Source organism: Microbacterium sp. Y-01 (assembly GCF_003856715.1).
In the GTDB taxonomy this organism is placed as follows: domain Bacteria; phylum Actinomycetota; class Actinomycetes; order Actinomycetales; family Microbacteriaceae; genus Microbacterium; species Microbacterium algeriense.
The window spans coordinates 1,570,934-1,586,680 of the sequence record NZ_CP024170.1 but is presented as its reverse complement, the minus strand read 5'-3'; the positions used below and the strand labels follow the sequence as shown (position 1 = coordinate 1,586,680).

At 68.7% G+C, this 15,747-nt stretch carries 15 protein-coding genes; 4 read left to right on the top strand and 11 right to left on the bottom strand.

The window, feature by feature from the left end; all coding sequences use genetic code 11:
- The 3 genes from CSX12_RS07370 to rpsO form a co-directional block, all read right to left on the bottom strand.
- Window positions 1-339 (bottom strand): transcriptional regulator, encoded by a 339-nt coding sequence (locus CSX12_RS07370; protein WP_124895365.1) that lies wholly within the window; start codon window positions 337-339, stop codon window positions 1-3.
- Window positions 323-1,192 carry a hypothetical protein gene (locus CSX12_RS07365; RefSeq protein WP_124895364.1) on the bottom strand — a complete coding sequence of 290 codons (870 nt, stop codon included), beginning with the start codon at window positions 1,190-1,192 and terminating at the stop codon, window positions 323-325. Before CSX12_RS07365 ends, CSX12_RS07370 begins: the two co-directional genes overlap by 17 nt.
- A gap of 170 nt (window positions 1,193-1,362) precedes the next feature.
- Complete coding sequence (gene rpsO / locus CSX12_RS07360; RefSeq protein ID WP_017203073.1) at window positions 1,363-1,632, bottom strand: 30S ribosomal protein S15; 270 nt, start codon at window positions 1,630-1,632, stop codon at window positions 1,363-1,365.
- A 186-nt stretch (window positions 1,633-1,818) separates the two neighbouring features.
- Between rpsO and CSX12_RS07355 the strand changes: the two genes are divergently transcribed.
- The gene (locus tag CSX12_RS07355) at window positions 1,819-3,111 is read left to right on the top strand and encodes an MFS transporter (protein WP_124895363.1); all 1,293 of its coding nucleotides are present in this window, start codon (window positions 1,819-1,821) and stop codon (window positions 3,109-3,111) included.
- A gap of 29 nt (window positions 3,112-3,140) precedes the next feature.
- Here CSX12_RS07355 and CSX12_RS07350 read toward each other — a convergent pair whose 3' ends face one another.
- From CSX12_RS07350 to CSX12_RS07340, 3 genes are all read right to left on the bottom strand, one after another.
- A complete protein-coding gene (locus CSX12_RS07350; RefSeq protein ID WP_017203076.1) occupies window positions 3,141-3,695 on the bottom strand; it encodes a YceI family protein in 555 nt (184 codons plus the stop codon).
- Window positions 3,696-3,874: 179 nt separating this feature from the next.
- On the bottom strand, window positions 3,875-4,243 hold the full coding sequence (locus tag CSX12_RS07345; RefSeq protein ID WP_017203077.1) for an FKBP-type peptidyl-prolyl cis-trans isomerase: 369 nt from the start codon (window positions 4,241-4,243) through the stop codon (window positions 3,875-3,877).
- A gap of 210 nt (window positions 4,244-4,453) precedes the next feature.
- The gene (locus CSX12_RS07340; protein WP_225855802.1) at window positions 4,454-5,746 is read right to left on the bottom strand and encodes a PrsW family intramembrane metalloprotease; all 1,293 of its coding nucleotides are present in this window, start codon (window positions 5,744-5,746) and stop codon (window positions 4,454-4,456) included.
- A gap of 89 nt (window positions 5,747-5,835) precedes the next feature.
- On the opposite strand from CSX12_RS07340, the gene CSX12_RS07335 reads away from it, so the two are divergent.
- The gene (locus CSX12_RS07335) at window positions 5,836-6,705 is read left to right on the top strand and encodes a fumarylacetoacetate hydrolase family protein (protein ID WP_124895362.1); all 870 of its coding nucleotides are present in this window, start codon (window positions 5,836-5,838) and stop codon (window positions 6,703-6,705) included.
- A 66-nt stretch (window positions 6,706-6,771) separates the two neighbouring features.
- Here CSX12_RS07335 and CSX12_RS07330 read toward each other — a convergent pair whose 3' ends face one another.
- The 4 genes from CSX12_RS07330 to CSX12_RS07315 all read right to left on the bottom strand — a co-directional run bounded on the left by CSX12_RS07330 (window position 6,772) and on the right by CSX12_RS07315 (window position 10,996).
- Entirely contained in the window at window positions 6,772-8,232 is a 1,461-nt protein-coding gene (locus CSX12_RS07330; protein ID WP_124895361.1) for an aspartate ammonia-lyase, read from the bottom strand.
- A gap of 61 nt (window positions 8,233-8,293) precedes the next feature.
- Complete coding sequence (locus CSX12_RS07325) at window positions 8,294-9,214, bottom strand: phosphodiesterase (RefSeq protein ID WP_124895360.1); 921 nt, start codon at window positions 9,212-9,214, stop codon at window positions 8,294-8,296.
- Between the two features lie 79 nt (window positions 9,215-9,293).
- On the bottom strand, window positions 9,294-9,629 hold the full coding sequence (locus CSX12_RS07320; protein ID WP_017203083.1) for a hypothetical protein: 336 nt from the start codon (window positions 9,627-9,629) through the stop codon (window positions 9,294-9,296).
- Window positions 9,626-10,996, bottom strand: coding sequence for an inorganic phosphate transporter (locus CSX12_RS07315; protein ID WP_017203084.1), 1,371 nt, complete (start codon window positions 10,994-10,996; stop codon window positions 9,626-9,628). The genes CSX12_RS07320 and CSX12_RS07315 overlap by 4 nt, the downstream gene beginning before the upstream one ends.
- Window positions 10,997-11,151: 155 nt before the next feature.
- Here CSX12_RS07315 and CSX12_RS07310 point away from each other — a divergent pair, with 155 nt between their 5' ends.
- Complete coding sequence (locus tag CSX12_RS07310; RefSeq protein ID WP_124895359.1) at window positions 11,152-13,251, top strand: S9 family peptidase; 2,100 nt, start codon at window positions 11,152-11,154, stop codon at window positions 13,249-13,251.
- Between the two features lie 238 nt (window positions 13,252-13,489).
- Entirely contained in the window at window positions 13,490-14,332 is an 843-nt protein-coding gene (locus CSX12_RS07305; RefSeq protein ID WP_124895358.1) for a DUF559 domain-containing protein, read from the top strand.
- A 312-nt stretch (window positions 14,333-14,644) separates the two neighbouring features.
- Here CSX12_RS07305 and CSX12_RS07300 read toward each other — a convergent pair whose 3' ends face one another.
- Window positions 14,645-15,673 carry a 6-phosphofructokinase gene (locus tag CSX12_RS07300; RefSeq protein WP_017203087.1) on the bottom strand — a complete coding sequence of 343 codons (1,029 nt, stop codon included), beginning with the start codon at window positions 15,671-15,673 and terminating at the stop codon, window positions 14,645-14,647.
- Window positions 15,674-15,747: the final 74 nt, after the last annotated feature.

Here is a 15,747-nt window from a genome sequence, read left to right as displayed (position 1 = left end):
TCACAGTTCCGCCCCGCCGCTGAGGGCGACGATCTCGCGGAGTGCCTGAAGGTGCGCGGCGAAGGCATCACTTCCCGTCTTCGTCGGACGCACCCAGGTGCGCGAGCGCCCCCCGACCGTGCCCTTGCGCGCGACCACATACCCGGCGGCCTGCAGGTGCGCGATCGCCTTGCTCAGGGGGGAATCGCCGCACTGCAGCATCTCGCGCAGGGCTGAGAAGTCGAGCTCCATCCCGTCGCCAAGTCCGGCCATGAGGGAGAACCGGATCGGCGAGGCGAAGTTGTCGTCCAGCCGGGTGCGCGGGTGTGGGGCGGAGGCGGACTCACGCACGTTCGCCATGCCCCGCGACGAAGGAGACAGCCATGAAGGACGCGATCACGCCGACTCCGGCGCACACGCCGGCGAGTCCCGCGTTGTCGAGTGCTCCGGATCCCAGGACGATGCCCACGGGTATGCAGGCGGCGACGAAGAAGACAGTGAGGTGCGGCCAACGCCAGGACGCGCCGACAGCGGGGAGACCGAGGTCGGAGGCGGAGGCCGCGATCCACGCCACGAGGCACAGCATCACGAGCAGGGTGATGACACTCCTCAGCACGTCGTCCGGCGATCCCGCGAGCATCGTCAGCACGGCGAACGCGACGCCGACGAGGACGGTGCCCCAACGAAGCCGGCGCGGCAACGGACGGGGAGCCGGACGCGGACGACGCGGGTCACCCGCAGCCCGTCTGAGCTGCACGACGCCGTGCCCTCCCACTCCGGCGAGCACCAAGGCTGCCGGGATGAGCACCACCCCGACGGGGAGTCTCGTATCCAGAGCCGCGAACCCGAACACCACGAGCGCCCCGACGACGATCGCTGCGCCGCCGACCAGCAGCGGCCACCGCGAACGCGTCATCCGCCACTGCATGCCCGTGCGCTGCGCCATCCCGGTGGACAGCTGCCCCCAGACCAGGAGGGTGAACAGCACGATCTGCGACGCCAGCACGTCGTCCTGCCGGAGGACGAGCGCGAAGGCGACGAAGTACGCCGCCATGACCACGGCGTTGCCGATCTGCAGTCGGGCGAGAGCGCGTCGGTCGACGGCACGGTCGCGGCGGTCCACCACCGCCTCCACCGTCTCGAGATAGCGCCGGGCGGTCTCCGGGTCCGGGGGCACCAGAGCGTCCTGACCTTCGATCGGCTTCTGCTCCATGACGACCTCCCTCACTTTCCAGGTGGAAAGCCCTACGACTTTCCTATCGGAAAGTCGGGCAGGTGGCAACCAGCATCGCTACCCGCTCGGGTACGACGAAGGCCGCCCCACACCGTGGGGCGGCCTTCTCAAGAATGTTCTGCGCGATTGAACGCTGGGTCCGTGGTGCCTTATCGGCGAAGACCAAGGCGTGCGATCAGCGAGCGGTAACGCTCGATGTCGACGCTCTGGAGGTAGCCGAGCAGACGACGGCGCTGACCCACGAGCAGGAACAGACCACGACGCGAGTGGTGGTCGTGCTTGTGCTCCTTCAGGTGCTCGGTGAGGTCCTTGATGCGCTGCGTCAGCATCGCGGCCTGCACCTCGGGGGATCCGGTGTCACCGGGGTGCGTCGCGTACTCTTCGATGATCGCCTTCTTGACGTCTGCTTCCAGTGCCATAGATTCGATCCCCTCTCTGCTTGTTGCGCGGCGCCCGACGCCTGATGCGTGAGCTCTCTTTATCCGCGGCCGATCGAACGGCAACCTGACGAGTCTACCAGCCGAATCGCGCGTGGCGGGACACCAGTGCCGTCTCGCCCTCGCATGGGTCGACTAGGCTCGGGATGTGCAGAAGAAGATCGACCGGTGAGCACCCGACGCGGCCATCTGATCGACCTCACTCCGCTGAAGGCGAGTCCCGCCTTCGCTCGCATGTGGATCGGCTCCACGCTCGCCGGCATCGGCGGCCAGCTGACGATCGTCACCGTCATGCTCCACGTGTTCGTGCTCACCGGGAGCACGTTCGCCGTCTCGATGATCGCGGTCGCCGGCCTTCTCCCGATGATCCTCGCCGGGCTCTACGGCGGCATGCTCGCCGACGCCTTCGATCGCAGACGCGTCGCCCTGATCGCCGCGACCGTGACGTTCGCCTCGACGGCCCTGCTCGCCACCCTCACGTGGACCGGCACCGAGACGATCTGGTGGCTCTACGCGCTGAGCATCGTCAACTCGGCAGCGAACTCCGTCGGCATGGCCACGCGCACCGCCATCGTGCCCCGGCTCATCCCCCGCCGCATGCTCGCCGCCGCATCCGCCCTCAACGGTGTGGCATTCGGCCTCACCGTCATGGCCGGTCCGGCACTCGCCGGTCTCCTCGTGGCGCTCACGGGGTACGGCTGGACCTACACGATCGATGTCGTACTGATGCTGTCGATGTTCCTCGGGCTGTGGACGCTTCCCGCGCTCCGCCCCGAGGGCGAGGTCGTTCGGCCGGGGTTCGCCTCTCTCGTCGACGGCTGGCGGTTCCTGCGCCGAGCCGGCAACATCCGGATGCAGTACATCATCGACATCATCGCGATGACCTTCGGCCAGCCCCTGGTGCTCTTCCCTGCTCTCGGCACCGTGATCCTCGGCGGAGGCGCATTCACCACCGGGATCCTCACGGCCGCGGTCGCCGTCGGCACCTTCTCATCGAGCCTGCTCTCCGGGCGCGTGGTGCAGTACCGCTGGCACGGGCGCGGCATCGCGCGCGCCGTAGAGGCGTACGGAGCCGCCATCCTGCTGTTCGGCCTGGTGCTCCTGGTCGGCGCGTTCTCGACACCGGCGAGCGAGAAGGACCCGAACATCGGACTGATCGTCGCCGCGTGCATCGCGCTCGCGCTCTCCGGGGCGTCCGACAACGTCAGCTCCATCTACCGCAACACGATGATGCAGGCAGCGGTGCCCGACGCGATGCGCGGTCGCCTGCAAGGACTCTTCGTCGTCGTGGTGACGGGCGGCCCTCGCGTCGGTGCACTCTACGCCGGCACGCTCGCCACCCTCACCGCCCTGTGGTTCCCGCCGCTGCTCGGGGGCATCCTCGTGATCTCCCTGGTCGCCCTGCTCGCGCGGCGCAACCGGCGCTTCCGCGACTACGACGCAGAGAACCCCGAGCCCTGACGGGCCCGGGGTTCGAGGGATCCTGCCGCTCAGTCCTGCTGCAGGGCGCCCTGCAGGTCGAGGCTGATCGTGACGTCCTTGCCCACGAGCACGCCGCCGGTCTCGAGCGCCGCGTTCCAGGTGAGGCCGAAGTCCTCACGGTTGATCACGGTCTTCGCCGAGGCGCCGGCCTTGTAGTTGCCCCACGGGTCGCTGCCGAAGCCGCCGAAGTCGAGTTCGAAGGTCACTGGCTTCGTGATGCCGCGGATCGTCAGGTCGCCGTCGACGAAGAGCTCGCCCTTCTCGGCGCGCGCTCCCGTGGAGACGAACTCCATCGTGGGGAAGTTCTCGGTGTCGAAGAAGTCGGCCGAGCGCAGGTGGGCATCGCGCCCCTCGTCCTTGGTGTCGACCGAGGTCACGTCGACGCTCGCCTCGACCTTGGCGTCGAGCGGGTTCTCGGGGGCGATCAGCGTCGCGCTCTTCACGCCGAACGTGCCGCGCACCTTCGAGATCATCATGTGACGGACGCTGAACGTGACCTCGCTGTGCGCAGGGTCGAGGACCCAGGTGCCGGGACGGTAGCCGGGGATGTCGATGCTGGTCATGGGTTCTCCTTCGGAGAGATCAGCCGCTGCGGCGGCAAAGGGACAGGGGCCGCGAAGGTCGCGACCCCTGTGACAACTTACATTCATTCGCATGTATTCCCGCGCCGAGCAATATTCTGCGCGGGACGACAGAGGCGCCCCTCTCACGGGAAGAGGAGCGCCTCGTGATGGGGTTCGGTTCAGCCGACAGCCACCAGATCGATGATGAAGATCAGCGTCTTGCCGGAGAGGAAGTGTCCGCCGCCGGCGGGTCCGTATGCGAGGTGCGGCGGGATGGTGAGCTCACGACGGCCGCCGACCTTCATGCCAGGGATGCCGTCCTGCCAGCCCTGGATCAGTCCGCGCAGCGGGAACTGGATCGTCTCGCCGCGTCCCCACGACGAATCGAACTCCTCGCCGGAGTCGAACTCGACACCGGCGTAGTGGACGGTGACGGTGTCGCCGGGCTTCGCCTCGGCGCCATCACCCTCGATGATGTCGCGGATGACGAGCTCCTCGGGAGCGGGGCCGCTGGGGGCATCGAACTCAGGCTTTGTGCGATCAGTCATGCCTCCATCAAACCCGAGCACGCCGGAACGGGTCAACGCGAACGCACCTGCTCACAGCGAACACCCCGGCGACCGCCGGCCTGCGCCGTCGAAGAAGCTCTTGACACCCACGAGCGGGCGGGTGCACCCTGATTACAGATCAACTCAGCGCCCGGGAGACTCGCAGGCATCGCCGCAGCACCGGGCGCTGAGTCTTGCCGGACGGACCTCTCAGTAGGCCAGCAGCGCCGCTCTCGTAGCGCGCGTGCGGATCAGCAGCGCCCGCTCGTCGTCCACCGCCAGCGGGTCACGCCCGGTGATCGCGCGCTGTCGGACGGACGCGAGCTCCGTCGCGTCCTTGATGAACGCACGCATCAGCCGGCGCCGGTCGCCCCGGAGCTGCGCGGCCCACGCCAGGCCCACCTTGCGTCCCGCCGGAGTCGCGAGCATCGTGACCTCCTCCGGTGTGAACCAGCCGGCGGCCGCGTAGTCGCTCAGTCGTGCCCTGGTGAGTCTCGCCTCTTCCCGTCGCAGGGCGACGATGCCGAGGATGAATCCGACGAAGAGCGGCACCTGCAGTGTGAAATAGAGCCCGAAGAAGTCCGCGAACGTGGCGGATCCGTTCCACAGCGCGTGCAGCAGGATCGCCCCGATCAGTCCCACGGCCCCGGCCCCGAAAGCCGACCCCGCAGAACCGTGCCGCCGGGCGACGAGCCCGATCGCGAAACCCGTCATCGCCGTGAACATGGCGTGCGCGAACGGCGACAGGAGCCCCCGGACGACGAACGTGACCGTGAGCTGCTCCCCGCCGCCCTCGATCAGACTCAGGCCGAAGTACTGGATGTTCTCGGTGAAGGCGAACCCCGCGCCCACGAGTGCTCCGTACACGATGCCGTCGACCGGACCGTCGAAAGCCCGCCGTGCGAGCAGGAAGATGAGGAAGACGCCGAGCCCCTTCCAGAACTCCTCCACGATCGGGGCCTGCACGACGGCGCTGAACTCCTCCGAGCGGATGTCGAACAGCAGGGTCAGCGCGGTGTCCACGAGTAGGGTGAGCCCCACCGCGGCGACCGCGCCCCATGCGATGGCGAAGGCGATGAGCCGCTTGGGTTCCGGTTCCCAGCGGTCGATCAGGCGGACGCCCAGGAAGACGATGGTCAGCGGGATCAGGGCGAGCACCAGTCCCACGATCGAGGCCACCGATCCGAGTGCCCACACGAAATAGCCGACGAGGGCGATCAGCAGGAACCCCAGCACCCCGAACAGCCACAGCGAGACCGTTCGGCCCTTCCTGGTCGGGACAGGCAGCGCGGGCAGCGAGGGCGCCGGGGCCGGAGCCACCGGTGCCGGCGGTGTGTACGGCGTCGGCTGCGCGAGCGAGGAGGCGTAGCCCGTCGCGGGGGCCGGTGCCGTCGGGAACGTCGGCGACGGCGCGGCCGTGTACGCGGGCGGGGAGGCCTGAAGCGACGCGGGCGGCGGCGTGTACGGCGACGGCTGCTGCGGGGGCGGTCCTCCGAAAGTCATAGCCACAGCTTAGGCGGCACAACAGAGCCCGCACGGGTATGGCCGAGTCCTCCAACCGCTCACCGCCCGCCACCCGGTAGCGTAGAAGCATGCGGTTCGCTCATCTGCGCCGTCCTGACTCCCCTCATGCGGTTCTCGCCGTGGTGCAGGACTCGGACGCCATCCTCGTCTCCGACCTCGTGACCGATGCTCCTGCCACGCTGCAGCAGCTCATCGAAGGAGGCGACGCCCTGCTCGAGCGCCTCCGCTCCGCCGTGGCCGAGGGCGCCGCGGACCGGCACCCGCTCGGCGACTGGTCCTTCGCTTCCGCCGTGATCGCTCCCCCGGCGGTTCTCGCCGTCGGGCTCAACTACGCCGCGCACTCGAGCGAGCTCGGGCTCAAGACCGATGCAGCCCCGACGGTGTTCACCCTCTGGCCGAACTCGCTGACGGGTCACGAACAGACCACGTCCTGGCCGCGCAGCCTCAGCGAAGCCGTCGACTACGAGGCCGAGCTCGGCGTCCTCATCGGCACGCCGGCCAAGGACGTCGCCGAGGCGGATGCCCTCTCGCATGTCTGGGGCTACACCGTCGTCAACGACATCACCGCGCGGAACATCCAGTTCTCCGAGGCGCAGTGGTCGCGCTGCAAGTCCTTCGACGGCTTCACACCCACCGGTCCCTTCGCCGTGACCGCGGATGAGATCGCCGACCCGCAGGATCTGCACATCTGGGCGGTCGTCGACGGTCACACCGTTCAGGACGCGAGCACGGACCAGATGGTGCGCTCAGTCGCCAAGCTGATCGCGCACCTGTCGCAGTCGCTCACCCTGCTGCCCGGCACGCTCATCTCGACCGGGAGCCCGGGCGGTGCCGGCTACTCACGCGATCCGCAGATCTTCCTCCGCGATCACTCGACCGTCACGGTCGGCATCGACGGGATCGGCGAGCTCACCACGCACTGCCGGATCACGGACTGACGCACGACGCAGACAGAAGGGGGGGACGGATGCCGAAGCATCCGTCCCCCTTCTCGTCTCCCCCGGTCAGATCTCGATGAGGTCCTCGGGCGTGACCACGGGGATGGCGGCGGTGATGGTCTCCAGCCCGGACAGGCGCGCCGGTGACAGCTGCTTGGTGACCTCGTCGCGCGACATCAGCCCCGCCTCGACCACGAGGTCGGCGACGCTCCGGTTCGTGAGCAGAGCCGTCTTGGCGAGAGCGGCGGCGGCCGCGTAGCCGATGAACGGCGTCAGCGCGGTGATCACGCCGACGGATGCGCCCACCATCGCCCCGAGGCGGTCACGGTTGGCGGTGATGCCGTCGACGCAGTTGACGCGCAGGGTCCACATCGCCTGACGCATCCAGGTGATCGACTGGAAGATCGAGTGCGCGATGACCGGCTCGAAGGCGTTCAGCTGCAGCTGACCGGCCTCTGCCGCCATCGTCACGGTCATGTCGGCGCCGGCGACGGCGAACGCCACCTGGTTCACGACCTCCGGGATGACCGGGTTGACCTTGCCCGGCATGATGCTCGACCCCGCCTGCATAGCCGGGAGGTTGATCTCGCCGAGACCCGCCTGCGGACCGGACGACAGCAGCCGGAGGTCGTTGCAGATCTTCGACAGCTTCATCGCGTTGCGCTTGAGCGTCGAGGAGAACGACATGAACGATCCGGTGTCGCTGGTCGCCTCGACGAGGTCTCCCGCCGTGCGCAGGTCGAGTCCGGTGATCTCGCGCAGGTGCTTGAGCACGGCGGGAGCATAGCCGGGGTGCGTGGTGATGCCCGTGCCGATCGCCGTGGCGCCCATGTTGATCTCGAACATCAGCGAGGCGTTCTCGGTGAGGCGCGTGTGGTCGTAGCCGAGGGTCGTGGCGAAGCCGTTGAACTCCTGCCCGAGCGTCATCGGCACGGCGTCCTGCAGCTGGGTGCGTCCGACCTTGAGCACGTCGTGGAACTCGCGCGACTTGCCGAGGAACGACAGACGCAGCAGATCGAGCTCCTCGAGCAGCGAACGCAGCGTCAGGGACAGACCGATCTTCACTGCGGTCGGATAGACGTCGTTCGTCGACTGGCTGCGGTTGGTGTGGTCGATCGGCGAGAGGAAGGCGTAGTCGCCCTTCTCGCGGCCGGCCATCTCGAGCGCGATGTTGGTGATGACCTCGTTCGCGTTCATGTTGGTCGAGGTTCCGGCCCCACCCTGGATGACGCCGACCGTGAACTGCTCGTGGAACTCGCCGTCGATGACGCGTTGCGCGGCACGGTCGATCAGGTCGGCCCGTTCCGGGTCCAGCACGCCGATCTCGCGGTTCGCCCTGGCGCTCGCCTGCTTGACCATCGCGAGGCCCACGACGAGGTCGGGATACACCGAGATGGGCCGCTTCGTGATCGGGAAGTTCGCATCGGCGCGGGCGGTGTGGATCCCCCAGTACGCGTCGGCGGGAATCTCCATGCTCCCGAGCGAATCGGTCTCGGTGCGGGTCAGGGTAGGCGCGGCAGAAGCCATGTCACATCCTCGTGGGTCGTGGCGGGTGAGAAGGGTGGGGGATGTCCCCAGTCTACGCCGGTCACCGTCCGGGTTTGCGGGAGAAGGCCTCGAGTCGCGCCTCCGGGGTGAGCATCGCCATGCGCTCCAGCCACTCCTCCGAGAAGAAGTCGCCGGTGGGGGCGTCGACCACCGGAACCACCGTGTGCGTGATCGTGTCAGGGTAGACGTGCACCAGCTGGAAGGCCTGAGCAGCGTCCATGCCGTTCACCTCCGCGGAGGGCCGCGCGACGTTCATCGTGTAGCAGGTGGCCGACGCGACGCTCACCGGCACTCCGGCGAACGTGCCGTTCGAGGAGTAGTGCAGGTGACCCGCGAGGATCCCGCGGACATCGGTCCCGCGGATCACCTCGGCGAGCTCATCCTGATGGCGCAGCTCCAGGATGTCGAAGAGCCGGAGATGACTGGGCAGCGGCGGGTGATGCATCGCGAGGAGGGTGCCGTGCGGCGCCGGCTCGGACAGGATGCCGGCCAGCCATGTCAACTGCCCGTCGTCGAGATCGCCGTGGTGCCAGCCGGGCACGCTCGTGTCCAGGGCGACGAGTCGGAGGCCGTCGAGGTCCCAGACCCCGGTGACGGGTTCCTCCGTCGGAGCCAGGTCCCACAGCTCGGCGCGCAGCGCCGGGCGCTCATCGTGATTCCCGGCGACCCACACCACCGGTGCCCCGAGTTCTTCGGCGACCGGCTCGACCGCGGCGCGGAGCCGACGATAGGCGTCCGGCTCCCCCAGGTCGGCGAGGTCGCCCGTGATCACGATCGCCGCCGGATGCGGGTGCACCGCGCGGATCGCCTCCAGCGTCCGGGAGAAGTTCTCCTCGACGTCGTAGTGACCGCCCAGGAGCGCGCCGCCCGCGAGGAAGTGCGGGTCGCTCACATGGATGAGCACGTGCGAGGCGGGCCGATGACGACCGAAGACGTACGAGGGAGCGTTTCCTGCGGACATGGCATCAGCCTAGGCGTCCGCCGCGACGTTCCGCCGGGGGCTGCGCATCCGACTCAGGCGTCGGCGGACGATGCCGTCGTCAGTGCCCCACCACGAGCATCAGGATGCCGGCGACGACCGCCGCCGCGCACAGCGCGAAGCACGCGTACGCACCCACGAGGGCGAGCTTCTTCTGCCCCTCGGTGAGCGGGCTCTTGCGAGCCGCCTTCGCCGCCTGCTTCTCGGCGCGCTTGAGCTCCTTCTCGGTGATCACGGTGATCGCGTCCGTGAACTCCGCCGGACTCACCACGGGGGCATGTCCGCTGCGCACGAGCAGTCGGAGCCCGAGGGCGTAGAACGTGACGATCGCAGCAGCTCCGACGAGAGCCGCGACGAAGACCTGGAGGAAGGCGAGCCAGTCGATCACGACGTTCATTCCGAGTCCCCGTTCCGCTCAGCGGGCACGCCCGTCGACGACTTCGACGCCTTGGCTCCCGCCTTGGCCTGAGCCTTCTTCTCGGCCTTCGCCTTCGCGTCCTTCTTGGCCTGGGCCTTCACTTTCTCGCGGGCCTCGGCGCGGGCTTTGGCCTCCGCCTTCGCCTGCTCGATGCGCAGCTGTCGGCGCGTGGGCGGGGGCGTGTCCGGAAGCTCGATCGCCCTGCCCGACGCGGCGACGTCGCTCATGGCGTTCGCCGGCGTCACGGCATTCCGGCGCGAGCGCATGAAGAGGCCGAGGATGATCGCCAGGGCCAGCACGGCGTCGATCGCCACGCCCCAGTTCCCGAGCCACACGACCAGCAGTGCAGCCAGCGCACCGACGCCGCCCGCCGCCGGAAGGGTGAGCAGCCAGCCGACGCCGATACGGCCGGCGGTCCGCCAGCGCACCGTGGAACCGCGGCGCCCCAGACCGGAGCCGATGACCGAGCCGGAGGCGACCTGCGTCGTCGAGAGGGCGAAGCCGAGAGCGCTCGACGCGAGGATCGTCGCTGCCGTGGAGCTCTCCGCCGCGAAACCCTGAGCGGGCTTGACATCGGTCAGGCCCTTGCCGAGGGTGCGGATGATGCGCCATCCGCCGAGGTAGGTGCCGAGCGCGATCGTGAATGCACAGGCGATGATGACCCACAGCTCGGGCTCGTGGTGAGCACCCGACTGCCAGCCGATCGTGATCATCGCGAGGGTGATCACGCCCATCGTCTTCTGCGCGTCGTTCGTGCCGTGTGCGAGCGCGACGAGCGAGGAGGTGAAGATCTGTCCCCAGCGGAACCCGTCGCGACCGTCGGGCTTGCCGTCATAGCGACGGGTCACCGAGTACGCGATCTTGGTCGCCGCGAACGCGATGATCCCCGCGGTGACGGGCGCGATGAGCGCGGGCAGCACGATCTTGGACAGCACGGCCCCGAAGTCGATCCCACCCATCCCGGCACCGACGAGCGTGGCACCGATGAGGCCGCCGAAGAGGGCGTGCGAGGAGCTCGAGGGAAGCCCGAGCAGCCAGGTCAGCATGTTCCAGGTGATCGCGCCGATGAGTCCCGCGAAGATCAGCGACAGGAACAGATCGGCCCCCGCGTCGAGGATCGCGTCCTCGCGGATGATGCCGCCGGAGATGGTCTTCGAGACCTCCGTGGACAGGAACGCGCCGACGAGGTTCAGGACCGCGGCGAGCAGGACGGCGGTCTTGGGCTTCAGGGCGCCCGTCGCGATCGGCGTCGCCATGGCGTTCGCCGTGTCGTGGAAGCCGTTGGTGAAGTCGAAGAAGAGTGCCAGCGCGATGACAAGCACGACGATGAGGGCTGCGGTTTCCACCGTTCGCTTTCGGTCGTTGAGGACGAAGGACGTGTCGACGTGGTCGACGTGCTGAACGAAGAGTTCACCGTGGGTTTGACTTCCGTTAACCGGCCCCGGTAAATCCTCCCACCCTCCCCCGTGCCGGTCAACTCGACCTGGGATAGCGTGAGACGGTGACTGACGCACCCACGGCAGACCGCCGCTCCACCCTCCGCACGCACCACGGCGACACCTTCGACGATCCCTACGAGTGGCTCAGGGCCAAGGACTCGGACGAGGTCATCGCCCACCTCGAGGCCGAGAACGCCCACACCGACGCCGAGACCGCGCATCTCGCCGACCTCAGGGAACGGCTGTTCCAGGAGATCAGAGGACGCGTGCAGGAGACCGACCTGTCCGTCCCGACCCGCCGCGGCGACTGGTGGTACTACAGCCGCACCGAGGAAGGCGCGCAATACGGCATCCACTGCCGCGCCGCCGCCGATGCGGACGACTGGACACCCCCGCGGCTCGAGCCGGGCGTTCCCGTGCCGGGTGAGGAGATCCTCCTCGACGGCAACGTCGAAGCCGAAGGGCACGAGTTCTTCTCGCTGGGCGCCTTCGACACCTCTGACGACGCGACCAAGCTCCTGTGGTCGACCGACTTCGAGGGCGACGAGCTGTACACCGTGCGCGTACGCGACCTGACCACGGGCGCCACCCTCGACGACGAGATCCCGAACACCGGCGGGGCGTTCTTCACGCCGGACGGCACCGGCGTCCTCTACACGACACGCGATGAGGCGTGGCGACCGGACACGCTGTGGCTGCACCGGCTCGGCACTCCGGTCTCCTCCGACGTGAAGCTCTTCCATGAGCCGGACGAGAAGTTCTGGCTCGGGGCGGGGATCACCCGCAGCCGTCGGTACCTGGTCATCGGGGTCGGGTCGAGCATCACGAGCGAGGAGTACCTCGTCGACCTGGCGGGCGAGCTGACCGCCGAGCCGCGACTCGTCTGGCCGCGGCGGGAAGGCGTCGAGTACTCGGTCGATCATGCCGTGGTGGACGGCGAGGACCGCCTGCTGATCCTGCACAACGATCAGGCCCTGGACTTCGAGCTCGTCTCGGTATCCGTCTCCGATCCGCAGGGTGAGCGGCATGTGGTCGTCGCGCACGAGCAGGGGCGCCGCCTGCTCGGAGTGGACGCCTTCCGCGACTACGCGACGGTCGAGTACCGCAGCGAGGGTCTCGAACGCGTCGGGCTGCTCGACTACGCCACCGACACGGTCGATGAACTCCGGTTCGACGAGCCGCTGTACTCCGCGGGCGTGAGCGGCAACCCCGAGTGGCACTCTCCCTTCCTGCGCCTGGGTTACGCCTCGTTCGTCACCCCGGGCACCGTGTACGACCTCGACCTCGCGACGCGAGAGCTCGTGCTGCGCAAGCAGGTGCCGGTGCTCGGCGGCTACGACCCCGCCGAGTACGGACAGCGCCGCGACTGGGCCGTGGCATCCGACGGCGTGCGCGTGCCGATCTCCCTCGTCTGGAAGCGCTCCTTCGGAGAGCCCGGCTCCGAGGCGCGGCCCCTGCACCTGTACGGCTACGGCTCGTACGAGCACTCCATCGATCCGGCGTTCTCCGTCGCACGACTCTCCGAGCTGGACCGGGGCGTCGTGTTCGCCGTCGCGCATGTGCGCGGAGGCGGCGAGATGGGGCGGCAGTGGTACGAAGACGGCAAGCTCCTCCACAAGCGCAACACCTTCACGGACTTCGTCGCCTGCGCCGAGCACCTGGTCGAGGCGGGGATCACCGCGCCGGACCGGATGGTCGCTGAGGGCGGCAGCGCCGGCGGGCTGCTGATGGGGGCGGTCGCCAACCTCGCCCCCGAGCTCTTCGCCGGGATCCTGGCGGGTGTGCCGTTCGTGGATGCGCTGACGACGATCCTCGATCCCTCGCTCCCGTTGACCGTGATCGAGTGGGACGAGTGGGGCGACCCGCTCCACGACGCGGAGGTGTACGCGTACATGAAGTCGTACACGCCGTACGAGAACGTGCGGGACGGCGTCGCGTATCCGCGCATCCTGGCGGTGACGTCGCTCAACGACACGCGCGTGCTGTACGTCGAGCCGGCCAAGTGGGTCGCTCGACTGCGGGAGGCCGGGGCTTCGGACGTGCTGCTCAAGTGCGAGATGGTCGCGGGCCACGGCGGCGTGAGCGGACGGTACAACTCCTGGAAGGAGCGCGCGTTCGAGCTGGCCTGGCTGCTCGACACGCTCGGCCTCGCCGACGCCTGACCCCTGCACCCGCTCGCCCGCGCCCGCACCCGCACCCGCACCCACCCTCCCCGGATCAGGCGATCACGCGGAATCAGGCAGTTTTCGCCTCAGTTCGCCTGATCCGGGGTGTTCGCCTGATCCAAGCGCGCATCGCGTGGGCACGACCTCTCCTACACGGTGCAGTCGACGGTGATTGCTTCCCCAGACCCCGTGCCGGGCGCCCGGGCGACATCCCCGCGGGGCGCAGGCTGGACGGATGACGAAGCCGACGGTCGAGGACTGGGTGCGCGCGCGAGGCGGCTCCGCCCACTCCTCCGCCGCTCGCCTCTCGGGCTTCAGTGATCACGCGGTCCGACGCGCGGTCGATGCGGGCGCACTCCATCGTGTACGCCGATCGTGGCTCGTCACCCCCGACTGCGATCCGCGGCGTGTGGCCGCAGCCTCCGTCGGAGGACGCGCGACGTGCGTCAGCGCCGCGGCGTTGCAAGGGCTGTGGGAGGTCCGGACGGATGAGGTCCACGTCGCGCTCCCGCACAGCGCATCGCGGTTCGACCCCTCCGGAGTGATCGTCCACCGCGGCCGCGGTCCTGTCCCCGTGCACCCGCGATCCCCCGACGAGCCGGTCCTGAACGTGCTCTTCCACGTCGCGCGGTGTCTGCCCCTGCCGGATGCTCTGGCGATCTGGGAGTCCGCGGTGCGTCGAGGAGCCGTCGACCTCGACGTCCTCGAGCAGGTGAAGTGGCGCTCGTCCGCCGCGTCCCGCATCTCGGCGCTCGTCGGAGATCGCTCGGACTCCGGTCCGGAGTCGACGTTCGTCTCGCTCATGCGCGGGATCGGCGTCGAGGTGCGGCAGCAGGTCTGGGTCGACGGGCATCCCCTGGACGCCATGATCGGCGACCGCCTCGGCGTGCAGATCGACGGCTACGCCCATCACAGCTCCGCCGCGGACCGAAGGCGCGACATGCGAGCAGACGCCCGCCTCGCGCTGCGCGGCTACACGGTCCTCCGGTTCGACACGCAGCAGGTGATGTACGACGCACCCCATGTCGAACGCACCATCCTGACGGCGATGGCGCAGGGTCTTCACCGCAAGCGCTGACTTGCCCTTCTTTCGCGCCGTGCTTCCACTCCCCTGCCAGCACGGCGTGAACAGGCGGACGAGCGAGATCAGGCACTCTCCAGCGCGAACGGCCTGAACCGAGCGGAACGCCTGAACTCGCGGCCCGAACTCTGGCATGCGGGTGCGCAGAATGTCGAGACCACGGGAGACTGCGGAGGGCGCCGCCGCGCGGAATCAGGCGGATGAGCGAGATCAGGCAGTCTCCCGCACGAACGGCCTGAACCGAGCGGAACGCCTGAACTGGCGCGGCCCGGCTCGGCGGAACGCCTGAACGTGCGCGCAGCCGAGAGCTCAGCCGAAGAGCGCGGCAGCCTCGTCGTAGCGGTAGCGCGGCACCGTGTTGAGCTCGCCCAGCGCGTCCGCGAAGGGCACACGGACGATGTCGGTGCCCTGCATCGCGACCATCTGTCCCCAGGCGCCGTCGACGATCGCGTCAGCCGCATGCAGACCGAGGCGCGTGGCGAGCACACGGTCGAACGCGGACGGCGATCCGCCGCGCTGGATGTGTCCGAGGATCGTCGCGCGGGTCTCGATGCCCGTGATGCGCTCGATCTCCGGGGCGAGCAGATCGCCGATGCCGCCCAGCCGGGGCCGGTTGAAGGCGTCGAGGCCCTTGTCGCTGTAGGCCTCTTCCATTCCGAGAAGCTTGAACCCCTCGGAGACCACGACGAGCGGGGCACGTCCGCGGTCGTGGGCGCTGGTGACGAGCTCGGTGATGTCTTCGATGGACATCGGCACCTCGGGGATGCAGATCACGTGGGCGCCGGCGGCCATCCCGGCGTGCAGCGCGATCCATCCCACGTGGCGGCCCATGACCTCGGCGACCATGCAGCGCTGGTGCGAGTCGCCCGTGGTGCGCAGGCGATCCATGGCATCGGTGGCGATGTTGACGGCCGTGTCGAAGCCGAACGAGTAATCGGTCGCCTGCAGGTCGTTGTCGATCGTCTTGGGGACGCCGATGACCTTGATCCCATCCTTGGCGAGGCGGTCGGCGGCGGCGAGAGTGCCTTCGCCGCCGATCGCGATGACGCCGTCGATCTTGTGCCCGTACAGGGTCTTGGCGATGTTCTCCGCGCCGCCGCGCTCACCCTCGTAGGGGTTCGTGCGGCTCGTGCCGAGGATCGTGCCGCCGACTTTCGACAGGCCCTTCACCTCGTGTCGCGTCAGCGGCATGAAGTCGCCGTCGACGAGGCCCCGCCAGCCGTCTCGGATGCCGACGAACTCCAGATCGTACGTAGTCGTGCCCTTGAGCACGATGCCGCGGATGACCGCGTTGAGGCCGGGGCAGTCGCCGCCGCTCGTCAGGATGCCGATCTTCATGCTGGTGCCTTCAGACGTTCAGGAGATGGGGGAAAAGGCGACGCTGCCTTCGATCGACACTAGCGCTCCGGCGT

Coding starts and splice junctions, on each gene's coding strand:
- CSX12_RS07370 (WP_124895365.1), bottom strand. CDS start 339: ATGGCGAACGTGCGTGAGTCCGCCTCCGCCCCACACCCGCGCACCCGG.
- CSX12_RS07365 (WP_124895364.1), bottom strand. CDS start 1,192: ATGGAGCAGAAGCCGATCGAAGGTCAGGACGCTCTGGTGCCCCCGGAC.
- rpsO (WP_017203073.1), bottom strand. CDS start 1,632: ATGGCACTGGAAGCAGACGTCAAGAAGGCGATCATCGAAGAGTACGCG.
- CSX12_RS07350 (WP_017203076.1), bottom strand. CDS start 3,695: ATGACCAGCATCGACATCCCCGGCTACCGTCCCGGCACCTGGGTCCTC.
- CSX12_RS07345 (WP_017203077.1), bottom strand. CDS start 4,243: ATGACTGATCGCACAAAGCCTGAGTTCGATGCCCCCAGCGGCCCCGCT.
- CSX12_RS07340 (WP_225855802.1), bottom strand. CDS start 5,746: ATGACTTTCGGAGGACCGCCCCCGCAGCAGCCGTCGCCGTACACGCCG.
- CSX12_RS07335 (WP_124895362.1), top strand. CDS start 5,836: ATGCGGTTCGCTCATCTGCGCCGTCCTGACTCCCCTCATGCGGTTCTC.
- CSX12_RS07330 (WP_124895361.1), bottom strand. CDS start 8,232: ATGGCTTCTGCCGCGCCTACCCTGACCCGCACCGAGACCGATTCGCTC.
- CSX12_RS07325 (WP_124895360.1), bottom strand. CDS start 9,214: ATGTCCGCAGGAAACGCTCCCTCGTACGTCTTCGGTCGTCATCGGCCC.
- CSX12_RS07320 (WP_017203083.1), bottom strand. CDS start 9,629: ATGAACGTCGTGATCGACTGGCTCGCCTTCCTCCAGGTCTTCGTCGCG.
- CSX12_RS07305 (WP_124895358.1), top strand. CDS start 13,490: ATGACGAAGCCGACGGTCGAGGACTGGGTGCGCGCGCGAGGCGGCTCC.
- CSX12_RS07300 (WP_017203087.1), bottom strand. CDS start 15,673: ATGAAGATCGGCATCCTGACGAGCGGCGGCGACTGCCCCGGCCTCAAC.